The sequence below is a fragment of the Vineibacter terrae genome (assembly GCF_008039615.1).
Taxonomy (GTDB): Bacteria; Pseudomonadota; Alphaproteobacteria; order Reyranellales; family Reyranellaceae; genus Vineibacter; species Vineibacter terrae.
Genome location: NZ_VDUZ01000025.1, coordinates 41,746 through 56,940, shown reverse-complemented (window position 1 = coordinate 56,940; position 15,195 = coordinate 41,746). Strand labels below are relative to the sequence as shown.

The 15,195-nt window shown below is 68.2% G+C and carries 18 protein-coding genes and 1 pseudogene; 8 read left to right on the top strand and 11 right to left on the bottom strand.

Features of this window, described 5'->3' with window-relative positions:
* The first annotated feature begins 135 nt into the window (after positions 1-135).
* Both FHP25_RS21205 and FHP25_RS21200 read left to right on the top strand, forming a co-directional pair.
* Positions 136-1,203, top strand: a complete 1,068-nt coding sequence (locus FHP25_RS21205) for a PqqD family peptide modification chaperone (protein ID WP_178133674.1) — start codon at positions 136-138, stop codon at positions 1,201-1,203.
* Positions 1,200-2,330 (top strand): nucleotidyltransferase domain-containing protein, encoded by a 1,131-nt coding sequence (locus tag FHP25_RS21200; RefSeq protein ID WP_178133673.1) that lies wholly within the window; start codon positions 1,200-1,202, stop codon positions 2,328-2,330. The genes FHP25_RS21205 and FHP25_RS21200 overlap by 4 nt, the downstream gene beginning before the upstream one ends.
* A 70-nt stretch (positions 2,331-2,400) precedes the next feature.
* On the opposite strand, the gene FHP25_RS21195 is transcribed toward FHP25_RS21200, so the two are convergent.
* Positions 2,401-2,691, bottom strand: a complete 291-nt coding sequence (locus tag FHP25_RS21195) for a hypothetical protein (protein WP_147848961.1) — start codon at positions 2,689-2,691, stop codon at positions 2,401-2,403.
* A gap of 295 nt (positions 2,692-2,986) precedes the next feature.
* Between FHP25_RS21195 and FHP25_RS21190 the strand changes: the two genes are divergently transcribed.
* The 3 genes from FHP25_RS21190 (at position 2,987) to pth (ending at position 5,419) form a co-directional block, all read left to right on the top strand.
* On the top strand, positions 2,987-3,919 hold the full coding sequence (locus FHP25_RS21190) for a ribose-phosphate pyrophosphokinase (RefSeq protein WP_147848960.1): 933 nt from the start codon (positions 2,987-2,989) through the stop codon (positions 3,917-3,919).
* Between the two features lie 168 nt (positions 3,920-4,087).
* Positions 4,088-4,783, top strand: coding sequence for a 50S ribosomal protein L25/general stress protein Ctc (locus FHP25_RS21185; RefSeq protein WP_147848959.1), 696 nt, complete (start codon positions 4,088-4,090; stop codon positions 4,781-4,783).
* 27 nt (positions 4,784-4,810) lie between these two features.
* Positions 4,811-5,419, top strand: a complete 609-nt coding sequence (gene pth, locus FHP25_RS21180) for an aminoacyl-tRNA hydrolase (RefSeq protein ID WP_147848958.1) — start codon at positions 4,811-4,813, stop codon at positions 5,417-5,419.
* Between the two features lie 4 nt (positions 5,420-5,423).
* Here the strand turns inward: pth and FHP25_RS21175 are convergent, their stop codons facing one another.
* A complete protein-coding gene (locus FHP25_RS21175) occupies positions 5,424-6,470 on the bottom strand; it encodes a TIGR03617 family F420-dependent LLM class oxidoreductase (RefSeq protein WP_147848957.1) in 1,047 nt (348 codons plus the stop codon).
* A 145-nt stretch (positions 6,471-6,615) separates the two neighbouring features.
* Between FHP25_RS21175 and ychF the strand changes: the two genes are divergently transcribed.
* Entirely contained in the window at positions 6,616-7,713 is a 1,098-nt protein-coding gene (gene ychF, locus FHP25_RS21170) for a redox-regulated ATPase YchF (protein WP_147848956.1), read from the top strand.
* Here ychF and FHP25_RS41920 read toward each other — a convergent pair.
* The 3 genes and pseudogenes from FHP25_RS41920 to FHP25_RS21155 all read right to left on the bottom strand — a co-directional run.
* Positions 7,713-7,909, bottom strand: a pseudogene (locus FHP25_RS41920) (catalase); the annotation flags it as partial. The gene ychF and the pseudogene FHP25_RS41920 overlap by 1 nt on opposite strands.
* Before the next feature lie 57 nt (positions 7,910-7,966).
* On the bottom strand, positions 7,967-8,524 hold the full coding sequence (locus tag FHP25_RS21160) for a carboxymuconolactone decarboxylase family protein (RefSeq protein WP_147848955.1): 558 nt from the start codon (positions 8,522-8,524) through the stop codon (positions 7,967-7,969).
* An 85-nt stretch (positions 8,525-8,609) separates the two neighbouring features.
* The gene (locus FHP25_RS21155; protein ID WP_147848954.1) at positions 8,610-9,152 is read right to left on the bottom strand and encodes a peroxiredoxin; all 543 of its coding nucleotides are present in this window, start codon (positions 9,150-9,152) and stop codon (positions 8,610-8,612) included.
* A gap of 114 nt (positions 9,153-9,266) precedes the next feature.
* On the opposite strand from FHP25_RS21155, the gene FHP25_RS21150 reads away from it, so the two are divergent.
* Entirely contained in the window at positions 9,267-10,169 is a 903-nt protein-coding gene (locus FHP25_RS21150) for a hydrogen peroxide-inducible genes activator (RefSeq protein WP_147848953.1), read from the top strand.
* Here the strand turns inward: FHP25_RS21150 and FHP25_RS21145 are convergent.
* Positions 10,144-10,776 (bottom strand): FMN-binding negative transcriptional regulator, encoded by a 633-nt coding sequence (locus FHP25_RS21145; protein ID WP_147848952.1) that lies wholly within the window; start codon positions 10,774-10,776, stop codon positions 10,144-10,146. The two genes, FHP25_RS21150 and FHP25_RS21145, sit on opposite strands and share 26 nt — an antisense overlap.
* Positions 10,777-10,876: 100 nt before the next feature.
* Here FHP25_RS21145 and FHP25_RS21140 point away from each other — a divergent pair, with 100 nt between their 5' ends.
* On the top strand, positions 10,877-11,548 hold the full coding sequence (locus tag FHP25_RS21140) for a dienelactone hydrolase family protein (RefSeq protein WP_147848951.1): 672 nt from the start codon (positions 10,877-10,879) through the stop codon (positions 11,546-11,548).
* Between the two features lie 137 nt (positions 11,549-11,685).
* On the opposite strand, the gene panE is transcribed toward FHP25_RS21140, so the two are convergent.
* The 5 genes from panE to fdhD all read right to left on the bottom strand — a co-directional run bounded on the left by panE (position 11,686) and on the right by fdhD (position 15,161).
* The gene (gene panE, locus FHP25_RS21135; protein WP_147848950.1) at positions 11,686-12,633 is read right to left on the bottom strand and encodes a 2-dehydropantoate 2-reductase; all 948 of its coding nucleotides are present in this window, start codon (positions 12,631-12,633) and stop codon (positions 11,686-11,688) included.
* 23 nt (positions 12,634-12,656) lie between these two features.
* Positions 12,657-13,343: a pyrimidine 5'-nucleotidase gene (locus FHP25_RS21130; RefSeq protein WP_147848949.1), complete on the bottom strand. Its 687-nt coding sequence runs from the start codon at positions 13,341-13,343 to the stop codon at positions 12,657-12,659.
* Entirely contained in the window at positions 13,337-13,966 is a 630-nt protein-coding gene (locus FHP25_RS21125) for a DUF4126 domain-containing protein (protein WP_147848948.1), read from the bottom strand. The genes FHP25_RS21130 and FHP25_RS21125 overlap by 7 nt, the downstream gene beginning before the upstream one ends.
* 120 nt (positions 13,967-14,086) lie before the next feature.
* A complete protein-coding gene (locus FHP25_RS21120; protein WP_178133672.1) occupies positions 14,087-14,347 on the bottom strand; it encodes a formate dehydrogenase subunit delta in 261 nt (86 codons plus the stop codon).
* Positions 14,337-15,161 (bottom strand): formate dehydrogenase accessory sulfurtransferase FdhD, encoded by an 825-nt coding sequence (gene fdhD, locus FHP25_RS21115; protein ID WP_147848946.1) that lies wholly within the window; start codon positions 15,159-15,161, stop codon positions 14,337-14,339. Before fdhD ends, FHP25_RS21120 begins: the two co-directional genes overlap by 11 nt.
* Between the last annotated feature and the right edge of the window lie 34 nt (positions 15,162-15,195).

The following is a 15,195-nucleotide window of genomic DNA, read 5'->3' as shown; positions in this document are numbered from 1 at the left end:
GTGAGGACGGGGCTATTGCATCATCAAACGGCAAGCTGATCCCGCCAGCGGCCGAGCGAGGCGATGCAACCAAGAGCCGATCACCAGCAAGGCCCCGCTCCTGACGTGACCTTGCATCTCCTTGACGAGGCCGGCGTGCTTTTCAATGCCGGCACACATCAGCTCTACAGCCTCAACACCACGGCGACCTACGTCTGGTGTTGCCTGGAGGAAGGGTTCGGCTTCGCGCGCATCGAGCAAGGCCTTGAGCAGACGTTCGGCTTCGATCCCGATGCTGCCAAGGCTCACCTGGGCACGATCCTGCGGCAGTGGCAGGATCTCGGCCTCCTCCGCCAAACGACTGGCGGCAGCCTCGGCGGGCCTGCCACGAGCGACACCGTCACCCTGCGATTGCTTGATACCGCATTCCGGCTGCAGGCATCGCCCGGTGATCTCCTGAGCGACCTCACGCCGCTGGTCGAACACTTGGTGACTGCCGAGATCTCCGACGCTCTGACCATTCAGATCACCGCCGATCGGGACGGCTTCATCCTCCAGGGACCGGATGGCGCCATCGAGCGGTGCCAGCGGCGCGACCAACTCGCTCCGCTCGTCAAAATCTCCCTGGTCCGCTTCGCCCTCAGACACAGCCGCGCCGCCTACGCCATCCATGCTGCAGGGGTCACCTTGGGTGAACGGTGTCTGCTGCTGCCTGGCGCCTCCGGCAGCGGCAAGAGCACGCTGACCGCGGCGCTGGTCATGGCGGGCTGCGGTCTTCTCGGCGATGACACCATCGTTCTCGCGCACGATACGCTGGCGGCGCGGCAGATGCCCTTTGCGATCTGCCTCAAGCCAGGCGCCTGGCGGCTGCTGCGCAAGCAGCTACCGCAATTGGCGCGGCAACCGATCCACAATCGTCCCGACGGGAAGCGTGTGCGCTATTTGCTGCCCGCGGAGACGGCACCTCGGATCGCGCCTGATGTGCAAACACCGGTCGAGTGGATCGTATTTCCGCGGCGTATCCGCCAATCGCCGGCCGAGCTTGTGCCGTTGAGCCGCGCCGAGGCGCTGGCCCGCCTGCTGCGTGAATGTTGTCCGCTCGACACGCTCGACCCCGAGAAAATTGCGCAACTGGTGCAGTGGATCGCCACGATCTCCTGCTTCGAGCTGCGATTCAACGGACTCGACGCGGCCGTGGAGCGGTTGCGCCTCCTGGCGCCATGATCAGATCCCTGCGCGCGCTGCATCTTGTTTGCGACTGCCTTCGGACGGATGCGGCGGGCCACCTGCAGCGGCTGCGCAAAATCGACGACACGACCTGGAGCTACGCAATCGCGCTGGCGAACGAGCACCTCGTTGGGCCTGCCCTCCATGCCGCGCTTGAAAGAACCGGGAGGTTGGCGGATATCCCCGACGCGGTGCGCGACTATCTTGCATTGCTGCATCAGAGCAATGCAGCCCGCAACGACTGCCTGCGACAACAGGCCTTGGAGCTGATCGGCGCGCTCGGCAATGCCGGGGTTGATGCTTTGCTTCTGAAGGGCGGTGCCACGCTGCTCAGCGCTCCCGCGCCAAGCGCCCGGATGATCCGCGATCTCGACCTCTTGGTGCCGCGACACGCCGCTGACCGGGTTTTCACAACTCTTGACAACCTGGGCTATCGAGCCATCGCCCGTTACCCGGCCGGACATCACGCCTATGGCGATTTTGCGCGGCCGGGCGAGCCGGGAGCGGTCGACCTCCACTTCGAGCTGATCGACACCCCGCATGTCCTTCCGGCCCAGGACGTGTGGCGGCGTGCCGACCAGATCGTCGTGCAGGGCCGCCGGTTCTTCGTTCCGTCGCCGACGGATAGGGTCCTGCACAACGTGCTGCATGCACAGGTCCACTTCCTTGCGAACTACTATCGCGGTGCGTTCGAATTGCGCCAGTTGCATGAGTTTGCGTCCTTCACCCGTGACGACGCTCCAGGAGTCGACTGGACCTTCGTCGCCGGCAGCCTGACCCGGCATCGCCTGCGGACACCACTTCACGCGTACGCGCTGCTGGCACACAGGCTGCTGGATGCTCCCTGGAAGCTGCCAGGCGCACCTGCCGTCGCAGCCCGGCTGCAGGTGCAACGTTGTCTGCTGCAACACCGCGTGCCCGCCCTGGCCGGCTGGGGAACACCTCTGGCCAACGTGCAATCAGCTTTCGCACCGCACCGCATGGCGGGACTGTACGGACAGCAAAGTCCGCTGCTGCAACGCCGCCTGCACCACGCATCACGCTTCCTGCGCAAGCGTGACGCCGGTGACTGGATAGCCCGGCTGCTCAGAAGCGAGGCCCATCCGCGCGGCTGGCGGCGGTGACGCACACGACTTGGGCCGGCAGTCGCCTGCCGGCCCAAGGACAAGATTCGACGCTCAGCGGATATGACGCTCAGCGGCTGATGTCGTCGCGCTTCCCGCCCGCGTTGGGCGATGGGTTGTTGCCCGACTGGCCTGGCACGCCATCGCCGCCGCCATTGCCGAAACCGTTGTTTCCTTGATTGTTCTGCCTGGGAACTGAGCCGCCGCCATTGCCGGAAGCAGCAACGGCGTAGTTCCGCTCGGCTGCCGACAGCATCAGGGCAACGGTGGGTGGGGTGGCCACCGCGAACTTGCCGCAGGAAGCGAGAAACCGGCGTCTGGCTTCCACGAGCGCGTCAGGGGAGTGCGCTTCTCGGCTCATGTCCTGGCCTCCTTCTGTAGTCTCCGGTCGCGGCACGACCTCATCGCGATTATCGTGACCTCTGGTTCGCGCTGAGAAGTGTTCAAACGGTGACCCGGCCGGCCCGGCCATTCAGGCAAAGGCCACGACCTGGCGGAGCCGCCGCCAGTCACGCAACTGTGCGTTTCCAGCGATTCAGTTGCGAGTCGGTGCAAAGGCCGGTATGTTCCGCCCGCCGCTTCCGGCCCGGGGGCGAAAAATCGTGTTATTTCAAGATCTTACGTGAGTCCGACGCGCCGCGTCGGGGGAAGCCGAGATGAAGATCCTGACCGGCAACAGCAATCGGCCGCTGGCCGAGGCGATTTCAGCTGCGCTGGGGCTGCCGCTGGTGCGGGCCAATATCCGCCGGTTCTCCGACCTGGAGGTGTTTGTCGAGATCCTGGAGAACGTACGTGGCGAGGACATGTTCGTCATCCAGTCCACGTCGTTCCCCACCAACGACAACCTGATGGAGCTGCTGATCACCATCGACGCGCTGCGCCGCAGCTCGGCCCGGCGCATCACGGCGGTGATCCCCTACTACGGCTACGCCCGCCAGGATCGCAAATCAGGCCCGCGCACGCCGATTTCGGCCAAGCTGGTAGCCAACCTGATCACCACGGCCGGCGCCAACCGCGTGCTGACCATGGATCTGCATGCCGGCCAGATCCAGGGCTTCTTCGATATCCCGCTCGACAACCTCTTCGCCGGCCCGACCTTCACCGACGACGTGCGCAAGCGCTACAACGGCGAGAGCCTGGTGATGGTGTCGCCGGATGTCGGCGGCGTGGTACGCACCCGGGCTCTGGCCAAGAGGCTTGACGCCGACCTGGCGATCATCGACAAGCGCCGCGAACGCGCGGGTGTTTCCGAGGTGATGAACATCATCGGCGACGTCCGCAACCGCACCTGCATGCTGGTCGACGACATCGTCGATTCGGCGGGCACGCTGTGCAATGCCGCCGTGGCGCTGAAGAATGCCGGCGCCAAGGCGGTCTCCGCCTATGTGACGCATGGCGTGCTGTCGGGCGGCGCGGTGGCCCGGGTGGCGGCGTCGCCCATCACCGAGCTCGTCACCACGGACAGCATCCCGGCGACCGAGGCGGTGCGGGTGTCGCAGAACATCCGCCAGATCAGCATCGCGCCGCTGCTGGCCGAAGCGATCCGGCGCATCAGCGAAGAGGCCTCGGTCTCGAGCCTGTTCGACTAGGTTTGCGTGGCGTAGAAGCGTAGTGACTGTGGCCGCCGGCTTGCGCCGGCGGCCTCGATTTTGGCGTACCCGCGGGCGCGGCACCCCTGGAGGCCGGCTCGCGACGGAAGGATCGGGGTCGTCCCGATCCGGCAAACGGCGCTGCGGCGCCCTGAGGAGAGACGGACGATGTCCGATTTGACCACGATTGCCGCGAAGAAGCGGGACCGGGCCGGCAAAGGGGGCGCCCGGGCCGCGCGTCGCGACGGCCTGATCCCGGCCGTGATCTATGGCGACAAGCAGCCCCCGCTGCCTATCTCGGTGGAGCCCAAGCAGCTGCTGCGCATCATGACCGGCGAGGGCTTTCTGACCCATCGCATGGCCATCGATGTCGAGGGCACCAAGGTGGAGGTGCTGCCACGCGACGTGCAGCTCGACCCGGTGACCGACCGGCCGGTTCATTTCGACTTTCTGCGCCTGGGCGCCGGGTCGATCATCACCGTCGACGTGCCGGTGCATTTCCGCAATGAGACTGCCTCGCCGGGCATCAAGCGCGGCGGCATCCTCAACGTGATCCGCCACGCCATCACGGTGCGTACGCGCGCCGACCAGATTCCGGACTTCTTCGAGGTCGACCTGACCGGCATGGAGATCGGGCATTCGGTGCACCTGTCCTCGCTGAACCTGCCGGAAGGCGTGCGCGTCGTCAGCCGCGAGAAGAACGCCACCATCGCGTCGGTGGCGCCGCCGACCGTGGGTCGCGAGGCCGAGGCTGCCCAGGCGGCTGCGGCACCGGCTGCCGGTGGCGCCGCCCCGGCCGCTGGCGCGGCGCCGGCGGCCTCAGCGGCGCCAGCCGCGAAGGCTGCTGCCCCGACCAAGAAGTAGGCGGACCGATCCGGTTCCGACGCTGCCATGCTCCTGCTCGTAGGGCTCGGCAATCCCGGGCCCAGGCACGCAGCGCAGCGCCACAATGTCGGCTTCATGGCGGTGGACCTGCTGGTCCGCCGCCATGGCTTTTCGGCATGGCGCAAGCGCTTCCAGGGTGAGGTCGCCGAGGGCACGCTCGACGGCCAGCGGGCGCTGGCGCTCAAGCCGATGACCTACATGAACGATTCAGGCCAGTCGGTCGGCGAAGCCGCGCGCTTCCACAAGATCGCGCTGAGCGATGTGGTCGTCTTCCACGATGAGCTCGACCTCGCGCCCGGCAAGGTGCGCGTCAAGACGGGCGGCGGTGCCGGCGGCCACAACGGCATCCGCGACATCGATGCGCATCTGGGCAACGACTATAGACGCGTGCGCATCGGCATCGGCCATCCCGGCCACAAGGACCTTGTCTACGGCTATGTGCTGCAGGATTTCAGCAAGGCCGAGCGCGAGAGCTGGCTGCCCAAGGTGCTGGACGCCATTGCCAGCGAGGCGCCGCTGCTGGCGAGCGGCGGCAAGGTCGACGACGAGAAGTTCATGAGCCGCGTGGCATATCTGGTGAACCCGCCGCCGGAGAAGCCTGACAAGAAAGGCTGAGCCGTCACCACGGCGTCACATAGCCCGTGAACGCCGTCGGCAGCTTGTGGATGTCCTGAAGCACATCCGGCGGCAGGTCCGACTGCATCGCCGAGTTGGCGCTGGCATAGATCGTATCGACCAGTCCCCCAAAGCGCTGCGCCACCACGCCGGCGATTTCCTGGTGCGTGCCGACGGCGGCGAACAGATGCACCACATCATCCGGGATGGCGGCGGTCATCCCGGTCCACTGGCCCTGCTTCGACATGGCGTTCAGCTTGCGCGCCAGATCACCCAGCCCATGCAGCTCCAGCACGGGCCAGTAGGCCGGGGTCGATCCGTAGAAGGCGACGCGCATGCGCACGAACTCGACCGCCTTGGCCACCGACGCCGCATCGGGTCCAGTGGCAATGAAGCCGCCGCCGGTGATCTCGAGCTGGCTGCGGCTGCGATTGTTGCGCGCCAGCCCTTCGTGCAGACGCGGCAGCACAGCCTCCTCGAGATAGCGCCGCGTGCAGAACGAGTGCAGCCGCACCCCGTCGGCCAGTTCGCCTGCCAGCCGCAGCGTGTGCTCGCCGACCGCCGCCAGGGTGATGGGCACCATCCGAAAGCCGCGCGACGGCGGCACGAAGTTGGGCGTCATCAGTGTGAAAGTGTAGTGCGTGCCGCGGTAATCCAGCTTCGTGCCCTTCTCCCAGGCGGTCCAGATGGCGCGCAGCGCGTTCACGTAGTCGCGCATGCGCGGCGCCGGCGCCGACCACGGCACGCTGAAGCGCTTCTCGTTGTGCGGCCGGATCTGCGGCCCCAGGCCCAGCACGAAGCGGCCGCGCGAGGTGACCTGCAGATCCCAGCAGGCATTGGCCACCACCATCGGGCTGCGCGGAAAGGCGATCGCGACCGCGGTCCCCAGCTCGATCCGCTCTGTCGCCAGCGCCGCCACGGCGTGTGCCAGGAACGGATCGTGGCGGTTCTCCAGGGTGATCAGACCATCGAAGCCGGCTGCCTCCGCCTGGCGGGCGACTGCGGCAGTATTACGCAGATCGTCTTGCGGCACCGTCGTCACAACACGCATCCCACACCCCTTCGCGTACGCTGGATATCCGTCGGACCTGCATTGTGGGCATGTTTACCACGTCCTGTAAGGGGCGATGGGTTGACCTCGCGCGCCGCGTCCTATATCGGCCTCGCCACCTCTCCGACCCGGATATCCTCTTCCCATGGGCTTCAACTGCGGCATCGTCGGCCTGCCCAATGTCGGCAAGTCGACGCTTTTCAACGCCCTGACCGCCACCCAGGCGGCGCAGGCGGCCAACTATCCCTTCTGCACCATCGAGCCCAATGTCGGGCGCGTGTCAGTGCCGGACCCGCGCCTGGAAATCCTGGCCAAGGTCGAAGGGTCGGCGAAGATCGTGCCGACCCAGCTGGAATTCGTCGACATCGCCGGCCTGGTGAAGGGCGCCAGCAAGGGCGAGGGCCTGGGCAACCAGTTCCTGGGCAACATCCGCGAGGTGGATGCCATCGCCCAGGTGCTGCGCTGCTTCGAGGACAGCGATGTCACGCATGTCGCGGGCCATGTCGATCCGGTGCGCGATGCCGAGATCATCGAGACCGAGCTGATGCTGGCCGATCTCGAAAGCCTGGAGAAGCGCCTGCCCAACCTGCAGAAGAAGGCCAAGAGCGGCGACAAGGAAGCCGGCGCTGAAGCTGTGATCATGGAGCGCATCGTCGCGGCGCTGCGCGAAGGCAAGCCGGCGCGCACGGTCGCGTTCTCGAACGAGGAGCTGCCGACGGTGCGCCGCATGCAGCTTCTGACGGCCAAGCCGCAGATGTTCGTGCTCAATGTCGACGAAGGCTCGGCCGCCGCCGGCAATGCGGTCAGCGCCAAGGCGGCCGAATACGCCAGATCGGTGGGCGCACCCTTCGTCATCATCTCGGCGGCCATCGAGGCCGAGGTGGCGCAGCTCCCGGCTGCCGACCAGGGCGACTACCTCGAATCGCTGGGCCTGCACGACACCGGCCTCAACCGCGTGATCGCGGCCGGCTACGAACTGCTCGATCTCGTGACCTTCTTCACGATCGGGCCCAAGGAGGCGCATGCCTGGACCGTGAAGCGCGGCAGCAAGGCGCCGCAGGCCGCGGGCGCAATTCATACCGACTTCGAGAAGGGCTTCATCCGCGCCGAGACCATCGGCTACGACGATTTCGTCGCCTGCAACGGCGAGCAGGGAGCCAAGGACGCCGGCAAGATGCGCCTGGAAGGCAAGGACTACGTCGTGAAGGACGGCGACATCTTCCACTTCCGCTTCAACGTGTAGTCCATGACGCCGACCTCGATCAGGGGGTAGTCGGCATGCGGCCACACCTGGTGAGGTCGAACGGATTGAAGCGGTAGCTGGCGGCGTCCTTCTCCGGCATCACCTGCACGCACATCCGCCAGCGCGGATAGTCGCCGCGCTCGATGGCCTCGAACAGATCGCGCTGCGCGCTCTCGCGGTCATTGCCGACCACGGCCGCTCGGATGACGACATGGCTGGCTCCTCCATTGGCTGGCTGATGTCGGATTGATGCTCAGGCTGCCGTCGGCAGGGCCGGCGCAGCTTCAGACAGGGCGTGCTCGCCCTCCAACGTCACGGCGATGGCGTGGACGGTCGCGGCGATGCGCACCGCGGCCTGGATCTGCTCGGCGCCCAAGCCGGCCTTGCGCAGCTCGTGCTCGTGCGCCTCCAGGCACATGCCGCAGCCGTTCACGGCCGAGACGGCAAGCGACCACAGCTCGAAATCGACCTTCTCGACACCGGGCTTGGCGATCGCGTTCATGCGCAGCTTGGCAGGCAGCGTCTTATAGTCGCCACCCACGAGGTGAACGAAGCGGTAGTAGATGTTGTTCATCCCCATGATCGCGGCCGCGATCTTGGCGCCGTTCAGCGCCTCGGATGAGAGCTGCGGCGCGAACTCGGCCACGATAGCGCGCAGCGTCGCGTCGTTGCGGCTGGCCAGGGCCGCCGCCACGAAGGTTCCCGCACGCTGCTGCACGGTCAGGGACGGCTCAGCCGCCAGGCTCGAGAGGTTGAGCTTCAGGTCGCGCGCGTAGTCGGGCAGCGCGTTCTTCAGGTTCTCCAGGGACATGGTGCGGCTCCGGATCGGATGATGTTGCAGGGAGGGGGAGAGGACGCCGGCCCGCGAAGGAGATCCGGAGCCGGCGTCCATGGCATCAGGCGGCGGGCTTCAGCACCGCGTCACCCTTCTGCCAGTTGCAGGGGCAGAGCTCGTCGGTCTGCAGCGCGTCGAGCACGCGCAGGACCTCCTGAGGATTGCGGCCGACGCTGAGGTCATTGACCGACACGAAGCGGATCACGCCTTCGGGGTCGACGATGAAGGTCGCACGCAGCGCCACGCCTTCCTGCTTGTCGAGGATGCCGAACGCGCTCGACAGCTCGCGCTTGATGTCGGCCAGCATCGCGAACGGCAGCGCCTTCAGGTCGGGATGGTTCTGGCGCCAGGCCAGGTGCACGAACTCGCTGTCGGTGCTGACGCCGTAGACCACTGCGTCGCGGTCGGCGAAGTCGCCGTTCAGCTTGCCGAACGCCGCGATCTCGGTCGGGCAGACGAAGGTGAAGTCCTTCGGCCAGAAGAAGATCACGCGCCACTTCCCGCCGTTGCTGCGATCGGAGATGTCGGTGAACGCCGTCTTCGGATCGGTCGAGACGACGGCCTTGAGGTCGAACGCAGGCAGCTTGTCGCCAACAGTCAGCATGGTTTGCTCCTTCGAAGGGCTGGTTTCGTGTGTCCTCCAGGGACACTTGATAATTAATCGCAATACAATGTATTATCCAATGAATTGAATTGGTCATGGTGATCGGAAATTTCGATGAAAGGATTGCCCAGCCTGCGCCAGCTGCAGTATCTCGTCGCCATCGCGGATACGGGCCATTTCGGCCGCGCGGCGCAGCGCTGCTTCGTGACCCAGTCGACCTTGAGCGCCGGGCTCAAGGAGCTTGAAACGACCTTGGGTGCGATGCTGATCGAGCGCGACCGGCGCACGGCGGCGCTGACGGTGGTCGGGGCCGAGATCGTGGTGCGCGCCCGCCGGCTGCTGGCCGAGGCCGCGGACCTGGTCGACGTCGCGCGCGGCCTGGCCGAGCCGTTGAGCGGGCCGCTGCGGATCGGGATCATCCCGACCATCGGCCCCTATCTGCTGCCGAGCCTGCTGCCGCAGCTGCGCGCGCGCTACCCGGCGCTGCAGCCGTTCCTGGTCGAGGACCAGACCGCACGCCTGATCGAGCGCCTGTCGGCCGGGGCCCTGGACGTGGCGGTGCTGGCCCTGCCCTACGACCTGCCGCGGCTCACGACACTGCCGGTGCTGGAGGATCCGTTCGTCGTCGCTGCGCCCGAGGGCCATGCCCTGCTGCGGCAGCAGACCGTGTCGCCCGACTCGCTGGCGGGCGCGACCCTGCTGCTGCTGGCCGACGGCCACTGCCTGCGCCAGCACGCGCTGTCGGCCTGCGGCCTGGGCCGCAGCGCCACCGGCCAGGCGGTCGAGGCGACCAGCCTGTCGACGCTGATCCACATGGTCGATTCAGGGCTGGGCGTGACCTTGCTGCCGATGCTGGCGGTGCGCGCCGGCGCCCTGCGCGGCACGCGCATCGCGACGCGGCCGCTGGCCGGGCCGGACGCCAGCCGCACCATCGGCCTGGCCTGGCGCGCCAGCTCGGCGCAGGCGCAGAGCTACCGGCTGCTAGGCGACGTCATCCACGCGGCGTGCCCCGCATGAGCGCAGCGATCGCGGTGTTGTCCTCGCCGCCTTGCGCCGCGAGCGCGTCGGCGGCCGAACGCTGATCGGCCGCGAGCCGGTTCTGGCCGACCTTGGCCTTGGCCTCGAGCCGCTCGATCGGCATCTCGAAAGCGACGATGCCCCGCATCTGCGCCAGCGCGTTGCCCGGCGGCAGCCTGGCCGTGCTCCAGGGCTGCGGCAGCGACGCCTCGAACCAAGCGGCGAGCTGCTCGACCACGGCCAGCGCTTGGTTGCTGTCGGCGAGGATCCGCGGCGTGCCGTAGGCGTGCACGGCCGTGTAGTTCCACGTCGGGACCAGGTTCGGGCTGGTGTACCAGTTGGGCGAGATGTAGGCGTGCGGACCGTGGAACACGGCCAGGCTGGGCGCGCCGCGATCGAACAGCCGCCAGTGCGGGTTGGGCCGCGCCACGTGGCCGATCAGCCTGCCATGCGGCGCGGCCGCATCGTCCTGCAGCAGCAGCGGCAGGTGCGTGACGAAGGGCGCGCCGTCCTCGCCCGTGCTCACGAGAGTCGCGAACGAGCGGGCGCGCATCAGGGCCTGCGCCGCGGCGAGGTCCTTGAGGTCGAAATGCGCCGGTATGTACATGGCCGCCGTTTACCGGCGCAGCCCGGCCATGCTCAAACGGATTCGTGCGGAGCGGGACAAGATAATTGTACTGTCCCGCGTCCCTTTCCAGGAGGAGCGCATGGCTGAGACCATTCGGCTGAAGGCCACGGACGGCAACGAGATCGGCGGCTATCTGGCGACGCCGGCCGGCACGCCCAAGGGCCACGTGATCGTCGTGATGGAGATTTTCGGCGTCAACCATCACATCAAGGCCGTCACCGACCGGCTGGCGGCCGACGGCTATGTCGCGCTGGCGCCGCAGTTCTTCGACCGCATCAAGCCCGGCATCGAGCTGGGCTACACCGCCGAGACCATCGCCGAGGGCCGCGGCCACGTGATGGGCCTGGGCGTCGACAAGCCGCTGGCCGACGTGCAGGCCGCGATCGACGCGCTCAAGGCGCGCGGCGCCAAGAAGGTGGGCATCACCGGCTTCTGCTGGGGCGGCACCATCACCTGGCTCAGCGCCTGCCGCCTGCCGGTCGACGTCGCGGTCGGCTACTACGGCGGCGGCATCCACGGCGCCAAGGCCGAACAGCCGAAGTGTCCCACCATGCTGCATTTCGGCGACAAGGACGCGCACATCCCGATGACCCACGTCAACGAGCTGCGCGCGCTGCACAAGGACGTGACCATCTACGACTACCCGGCCGACCACGGCTTCCACTGCGACGAGCGCGGCAGCTACGACGTCACCGCCGCCAAGACCGCCTACGGCCGCACGCTGGAATTCTTCAGCAAGCACCTGCCGTGAATTCTCGTCCTCCCCCAACATAGTTGGGGGAGGTGGCCGAAGGCCGGAGGGGGAGCCGGCGAGGTCTTCATAACTGGGACCACGTCGCCTCCCCTCCGCCCCTTCGGGGCACCTCCCCAACTGCGTTGGGGAGGAAACTACAGCGCCTCGCCGGCGCGCTCGCGCGCGCGGCGCCGCTCATAGGCCTGCAGGTGCGCATAGGCGAAGCGCAGGTTGGGAGTCGCGATACCGGCCGCCGCCGCCCGCGCCAGCAGGTCGCCCACAATGTGGTCGGCCTCGACCCGGCCGCCGCGCTCCACGTCGTGCAGCAGCGAGGCCGCGAACATCGAGCCGCGCGTCAGCATGATGCCCTCGACCATCTTCAGCGCCGCCTCCGACGGCGCGTGGCCGGCAGCCGCCGCGACCTGGCTGCATTCGGCGATGGTCTCGCGCACGATCGCCTCGCCATCCTTGGTGGCCAGGATGTCGCCCACCGGCGCGCGGAAGGCGCAGGTCAGCGACGCCAGCGTGCCCAGCATCACCCACTTGTCCCACATGTCCTGCATGATGTCGGGATGCAGGCCGCCGTCGACGCCGGCGCGCTTGAGCGCCTCGGCGAGCTCGACCAGCACCGGCCGCGGCGCGCGGCCCTTGTCGCGCTCGCCGGTGCTGATGGCCGCGAACGGGCTGCTGTGCACCACCGCGCCGTCGGGCGACAGCGTGGCGCCGATGCGCGCCACGCCGCCCACGACACGCTCGCGCCCGAAGCGCACGTCGAGCGCGTCGAGGTGCCGGATGCCGTTGAGCACCGGCACGACCACGGTGTCGACCCCGACCGCGGGCGCGATGGCGTCCATCGCCGAATCGAGGTCATAGGCCTTGCACGACAGCAGCACGATATCGTAGGGCCCGCCCAGCGCGCCGTCGCCCACGGTCTTCACGGTCAGCGCCGCATCGCCGCGCGGGCTCTGGATACGCAGGCCCTCGGCCTTGAGCTTCTCGGCCCGCGCCGCGCGCACCAGGAAGGTGACGTCGGTGCCCGCCTGATGCAGCCGTCCGCCGAAGTAGCCCCCAAGCGCGCCGGCGCCCAGACTGAGAAGTTTCATCCGCTGCCTCCGAGGTGTTGCTCTCACACTGCCGCCGGACGGCCGAGCCATTCGTCGAGCCACTCGACCAGGTCGTCGGTCTGGTGGTGGATGTGGTCCAGCTGCTGTCCGGCGACGCGCGCCTGGCTCTCGGGCGTGCGGATCCACACCGTGCCCATGCCCAGCTCATGCGCCGGCTTGAGGTTGGCCGCGATGTCGTCGAGCATCATGGCGCGCGCCGGATCGACTCCGTAGCGGCCGACCACGTCGCGATAGATCACCATCTCCGGCTTGGGCACGTAGGCGGCCGCCACGATGTCGTAGATGGCCTCGAAATGAGGCGTCACGCCCAGCCGCTCCAGCACGCGCTCGGCATGCCGCACCGTGCCGTTGGTGAACACGATCTTGCGGCCCGGCAGGCGGCCCAGCTGCGCGTCCAGCCGCGGGCTGGCCTCGACCGGCGAGTAGTCGATGTCGTGCACGTAGTCGAGGAACGCCGTGGGCTCGATCTTGTGCTCGATCATCAGGCCGCGCAGCGTCGTGCCGTGCTTGCGCCAGTAGCCCTTCTGGATGAGCTTGGCGTCGTCGTAGTGCACCTCGAGCAGGCGCGAGATGTAGTCGCCCATGCGCCGGTCGGTCTGCGCGAACAGATCGCAGCGCGTGTGGTAGAGGGTGTTGTCGAGATCGAACAGCCAGACATCGGGCTGTCGCGGTCGGGCCTGGGTCACCATGACGGCCCCTGTAGCCCTACCGGCGGACCTTGTCGAGCATCGCGGCCCGTGAAGCGGCGGAACAGGCCGGCCAGCAGCCGGATCATCCTGGGCAGCAGCCAGCCCATCACGATCAGGCCAACGGCCAGCAGCCCGAAGAAGATCAGCGCGAACTTGATCGCCACCCACAGGATGCCGACCGCGAAGATATCGTCGACGAAGGACAGCGCGATGTTGCTGAAGGGTTCCGGCGAGGTGTTGGCCAGCACCCGCATGCCTGATTTGGTGGCGTGCGCCCCGGCCGCCAGGGTGCCGCCCACCAGGCCGGCGATGACGGTGACGGTGGGATCGAGCTGGCCGGCCGCAGCGGCCGCCAGCACCGCGCCCGCCGGCACGCGCAGGAAGGTATGGATGAAGTCGTTGACCGAATCGACCGCCGGCACCTTGTCGGCGAAGAAGTTGATGGCATAGAGCACGCCCGCCGCGCCCAGCACCCAGGGCGACTGCAGCACCTGCAGGTCGGCCGGCAGGCCCACCAGGCCGCTGAGCCCGGCGAGGCCCAGCATCAGCACCGTGGCGTAGGGATTGAGGCCGCTCGCCCAGCCGGCGCCCAGGCTCAGCGCGAGGGTCGAGAGAGTGTCCATGACGCTCCTATGTAGGTGCGCTTGGTGGCGATACCAGGGCGGGCTGGCCTGAGCTCCCTCCCCCGCGCGCAGCGTGGGGGAGGTGGCCGAAGGCCGGAGGGGGAGCCCACGTGGTCTCAGTTACAAAGACCTCGTCGGCTCCCCTCCGCCCCTTCGGGGCACCTCCCCACCTGCGGTGGGGAGGATCATGACGGCCTGCAGCACCGGCGGGTCCAGCCCGGCGCCGCCGGATGCGGCATGGGCCTGGATGGCGGCGCGCATGCGCGGGTCCCAGAACTTGGCGATGTGGTCGGCGATGCCGGCCACGGCCTTGGCCTCGCCCTGGTGGGCGAAGAACTTGCCGATCTGGTTGGCCATGTAGACGAGCTTGTCAGGCGACACTGGCTTGGGCCTCCGCCCCGATCCGCGCGGGGTGCGTGAACACTTCGAACCCGTCGGCGCGCGCCACCGCCACCAGGGTGATGCCGGCGGCATCGGCCATGCGCACTGCCAGCGCGGTCGGCGCCGACACCGCCACCACGACCGCGGCGCCCATCGCAGCCGCCTTCTGCACCATCTCGACCGAGACGCGGCTGGTCAGCAGCACGATACCGCCGGCGGCGGCCCGCTGGGCCCGCGCCAGCGCGCCGGCCAGCTTGTCGAGCGCGTTATGGCGGCCGACATCCTCGCGCACGGCAATGAGCCCCTGCCCGACCGCCCACCAGCCCGCGGCGTGCACAGCGCCGGTCTGGCGGTTGAGCGCCTGGGCCGCCGGCAGCGCCGCCAGCGCCGCCGTGATCTCGGCGGCCGGCACGCCGATCCCGCCCGTCACCGGCGGCGGGCTGCGCACCGCCTCGTCCAGGCTCTCGATGCCGCACAGGCCGCAGCCGGTGGGGCCGGCGAGGTAGCGCCGCCGCTCGAGGAAGGCATCGGCCTGGCGGTCGGCCAGGGTCATGCGCAGCTCGATGCCCTTGTCGAGCGCCACCACCTCGAGCTCGCTGATCTCGGCCGGGCTGGCGATGATGCCCTCGTTGAGGCTGAAGCCGATGGCGAAATCCTCGAGGTCGGCGGGTGTCGCCATCATCACGGCATGGGCGGTGCGGTTGTAGGTGAAGGCCACCGCCGTCTCCTCCGGGATGCCGCGCTCGCCGCGGCCCGGCATGCCGGAACGCCACGCCGTGCGCTCGACGCGGTGCAGGGGCGACGGGAGAGTCATGGGTCTTCACCTCTCCCGCAAGCGGGAGAGGTCG

Coding starts and splice junctions, on each gene's coding strand:
- FHP25_RS21200 (WP_178133673.1), top strand. CDS start 1,200: ATGATCAGATCCCTGCGCGCGCTGCATCTTGTTTGCGACTGCCTTCGG.
- FHP25_RS21195 (WP_147848961.1), bottom strand. CDS start 2,691: ATGAGCCGAGAAGCGCACTCCCCTGACGCGCTCGTGGAAGCCAGACGC.
- FHP25_RS21190 (WP_147848960.1), top strand. CDS start 2,987: ATGAAGATCCTGACCGGCAACAGCAATCGGCCGCTGGCCGAGGCGATT.
- FHP25_RS21185 (WP_147848959.1), top strand. CDS start 4,088: ATGTCCGATTTGACCACGATTGCCGCGAAGAAGCGGGACCGGGCCGGC.
- pth (WP_147848958.1), top strand. CDS start 4,811: ATGCTCCTGCTCGTAGGGCTCGGCAATCCCGGGCCCAGGCACGCAGCG.
- FHP25_RS21175 (WP_147848957.1), bottom strand. CDS start 6,470: ATGCGTGTTGTGACGACGGTGCCGCAAGACGATCTGCGTAATACTGCC.
- ychF (WP_147848956.1), top strand. CDS start 6,616: ATGGGCTTCAACTGCGGCATCGTCGGCCTGCCCAATGTCGGCAAGTCG.
- FHP25_RS21160 (WP_147848955.1), bottom strand. CDS start 8,524: ATGTCCCTGGAGAACCTGAAGAACGCGCTGCCCGACTACGCGCGCGAC.
- FHP25_RS21155 (WP_147848954.1), bottom strand. CDS start 9,152: ATGCTGACTGTTGGCGACAAGCTGCCTGCGTTCGACCTCAAGGCCGTC.
- FHP25_RS21150 (WP_147848953.1), top strand. CDS start 9,267: ATGAAAGGATTGCCCAGCCTGCGCCAGCTGCAGTATCTCGTCGCCATC.
- FHP25_RS21145 (WP_147848952.1), bottom strand. CDS start 10,776: ATGTACATACCGGCGCATTTCGACCTCAAGGACCTCGCCGCGGCGCAG.
- FHP25_RS21140 (WP_147848951.1), top strand. CDS start 10,877: ATGGCTGAGACCATTCGGCTGAAGGCCACGGACGGCAACGAGATCGGC.
- panE (WP_147848950.1), bottom strand. CDS start 12,633: ATGAAACTTCTCAGTCTGGGCGCCGGCGCGCTTGGGGGCTACTTCGGC.
- FHP25_RS21130 (WP_147848949.1), bottom strand. CDS start 13,343: ATGGTGACCCAGGCCCGACCGCGACAGCCCGATGTCTGGCTGTTCGAT.
- FHP25_RS21125 (WP_147848948.1), bottom strand. CDS start 13,966: ATGGACACTCTCTCGACCCTCGCGCTGAGCCTGGGCGCCGGCTGGGCG.
- fdhD (WP_147848946.1), bottom strand. CDS start 15,161: ATGACTCTCCCGTCGCCCCTGCACCGCGTCGAGCGCACGGCGTGGCGT.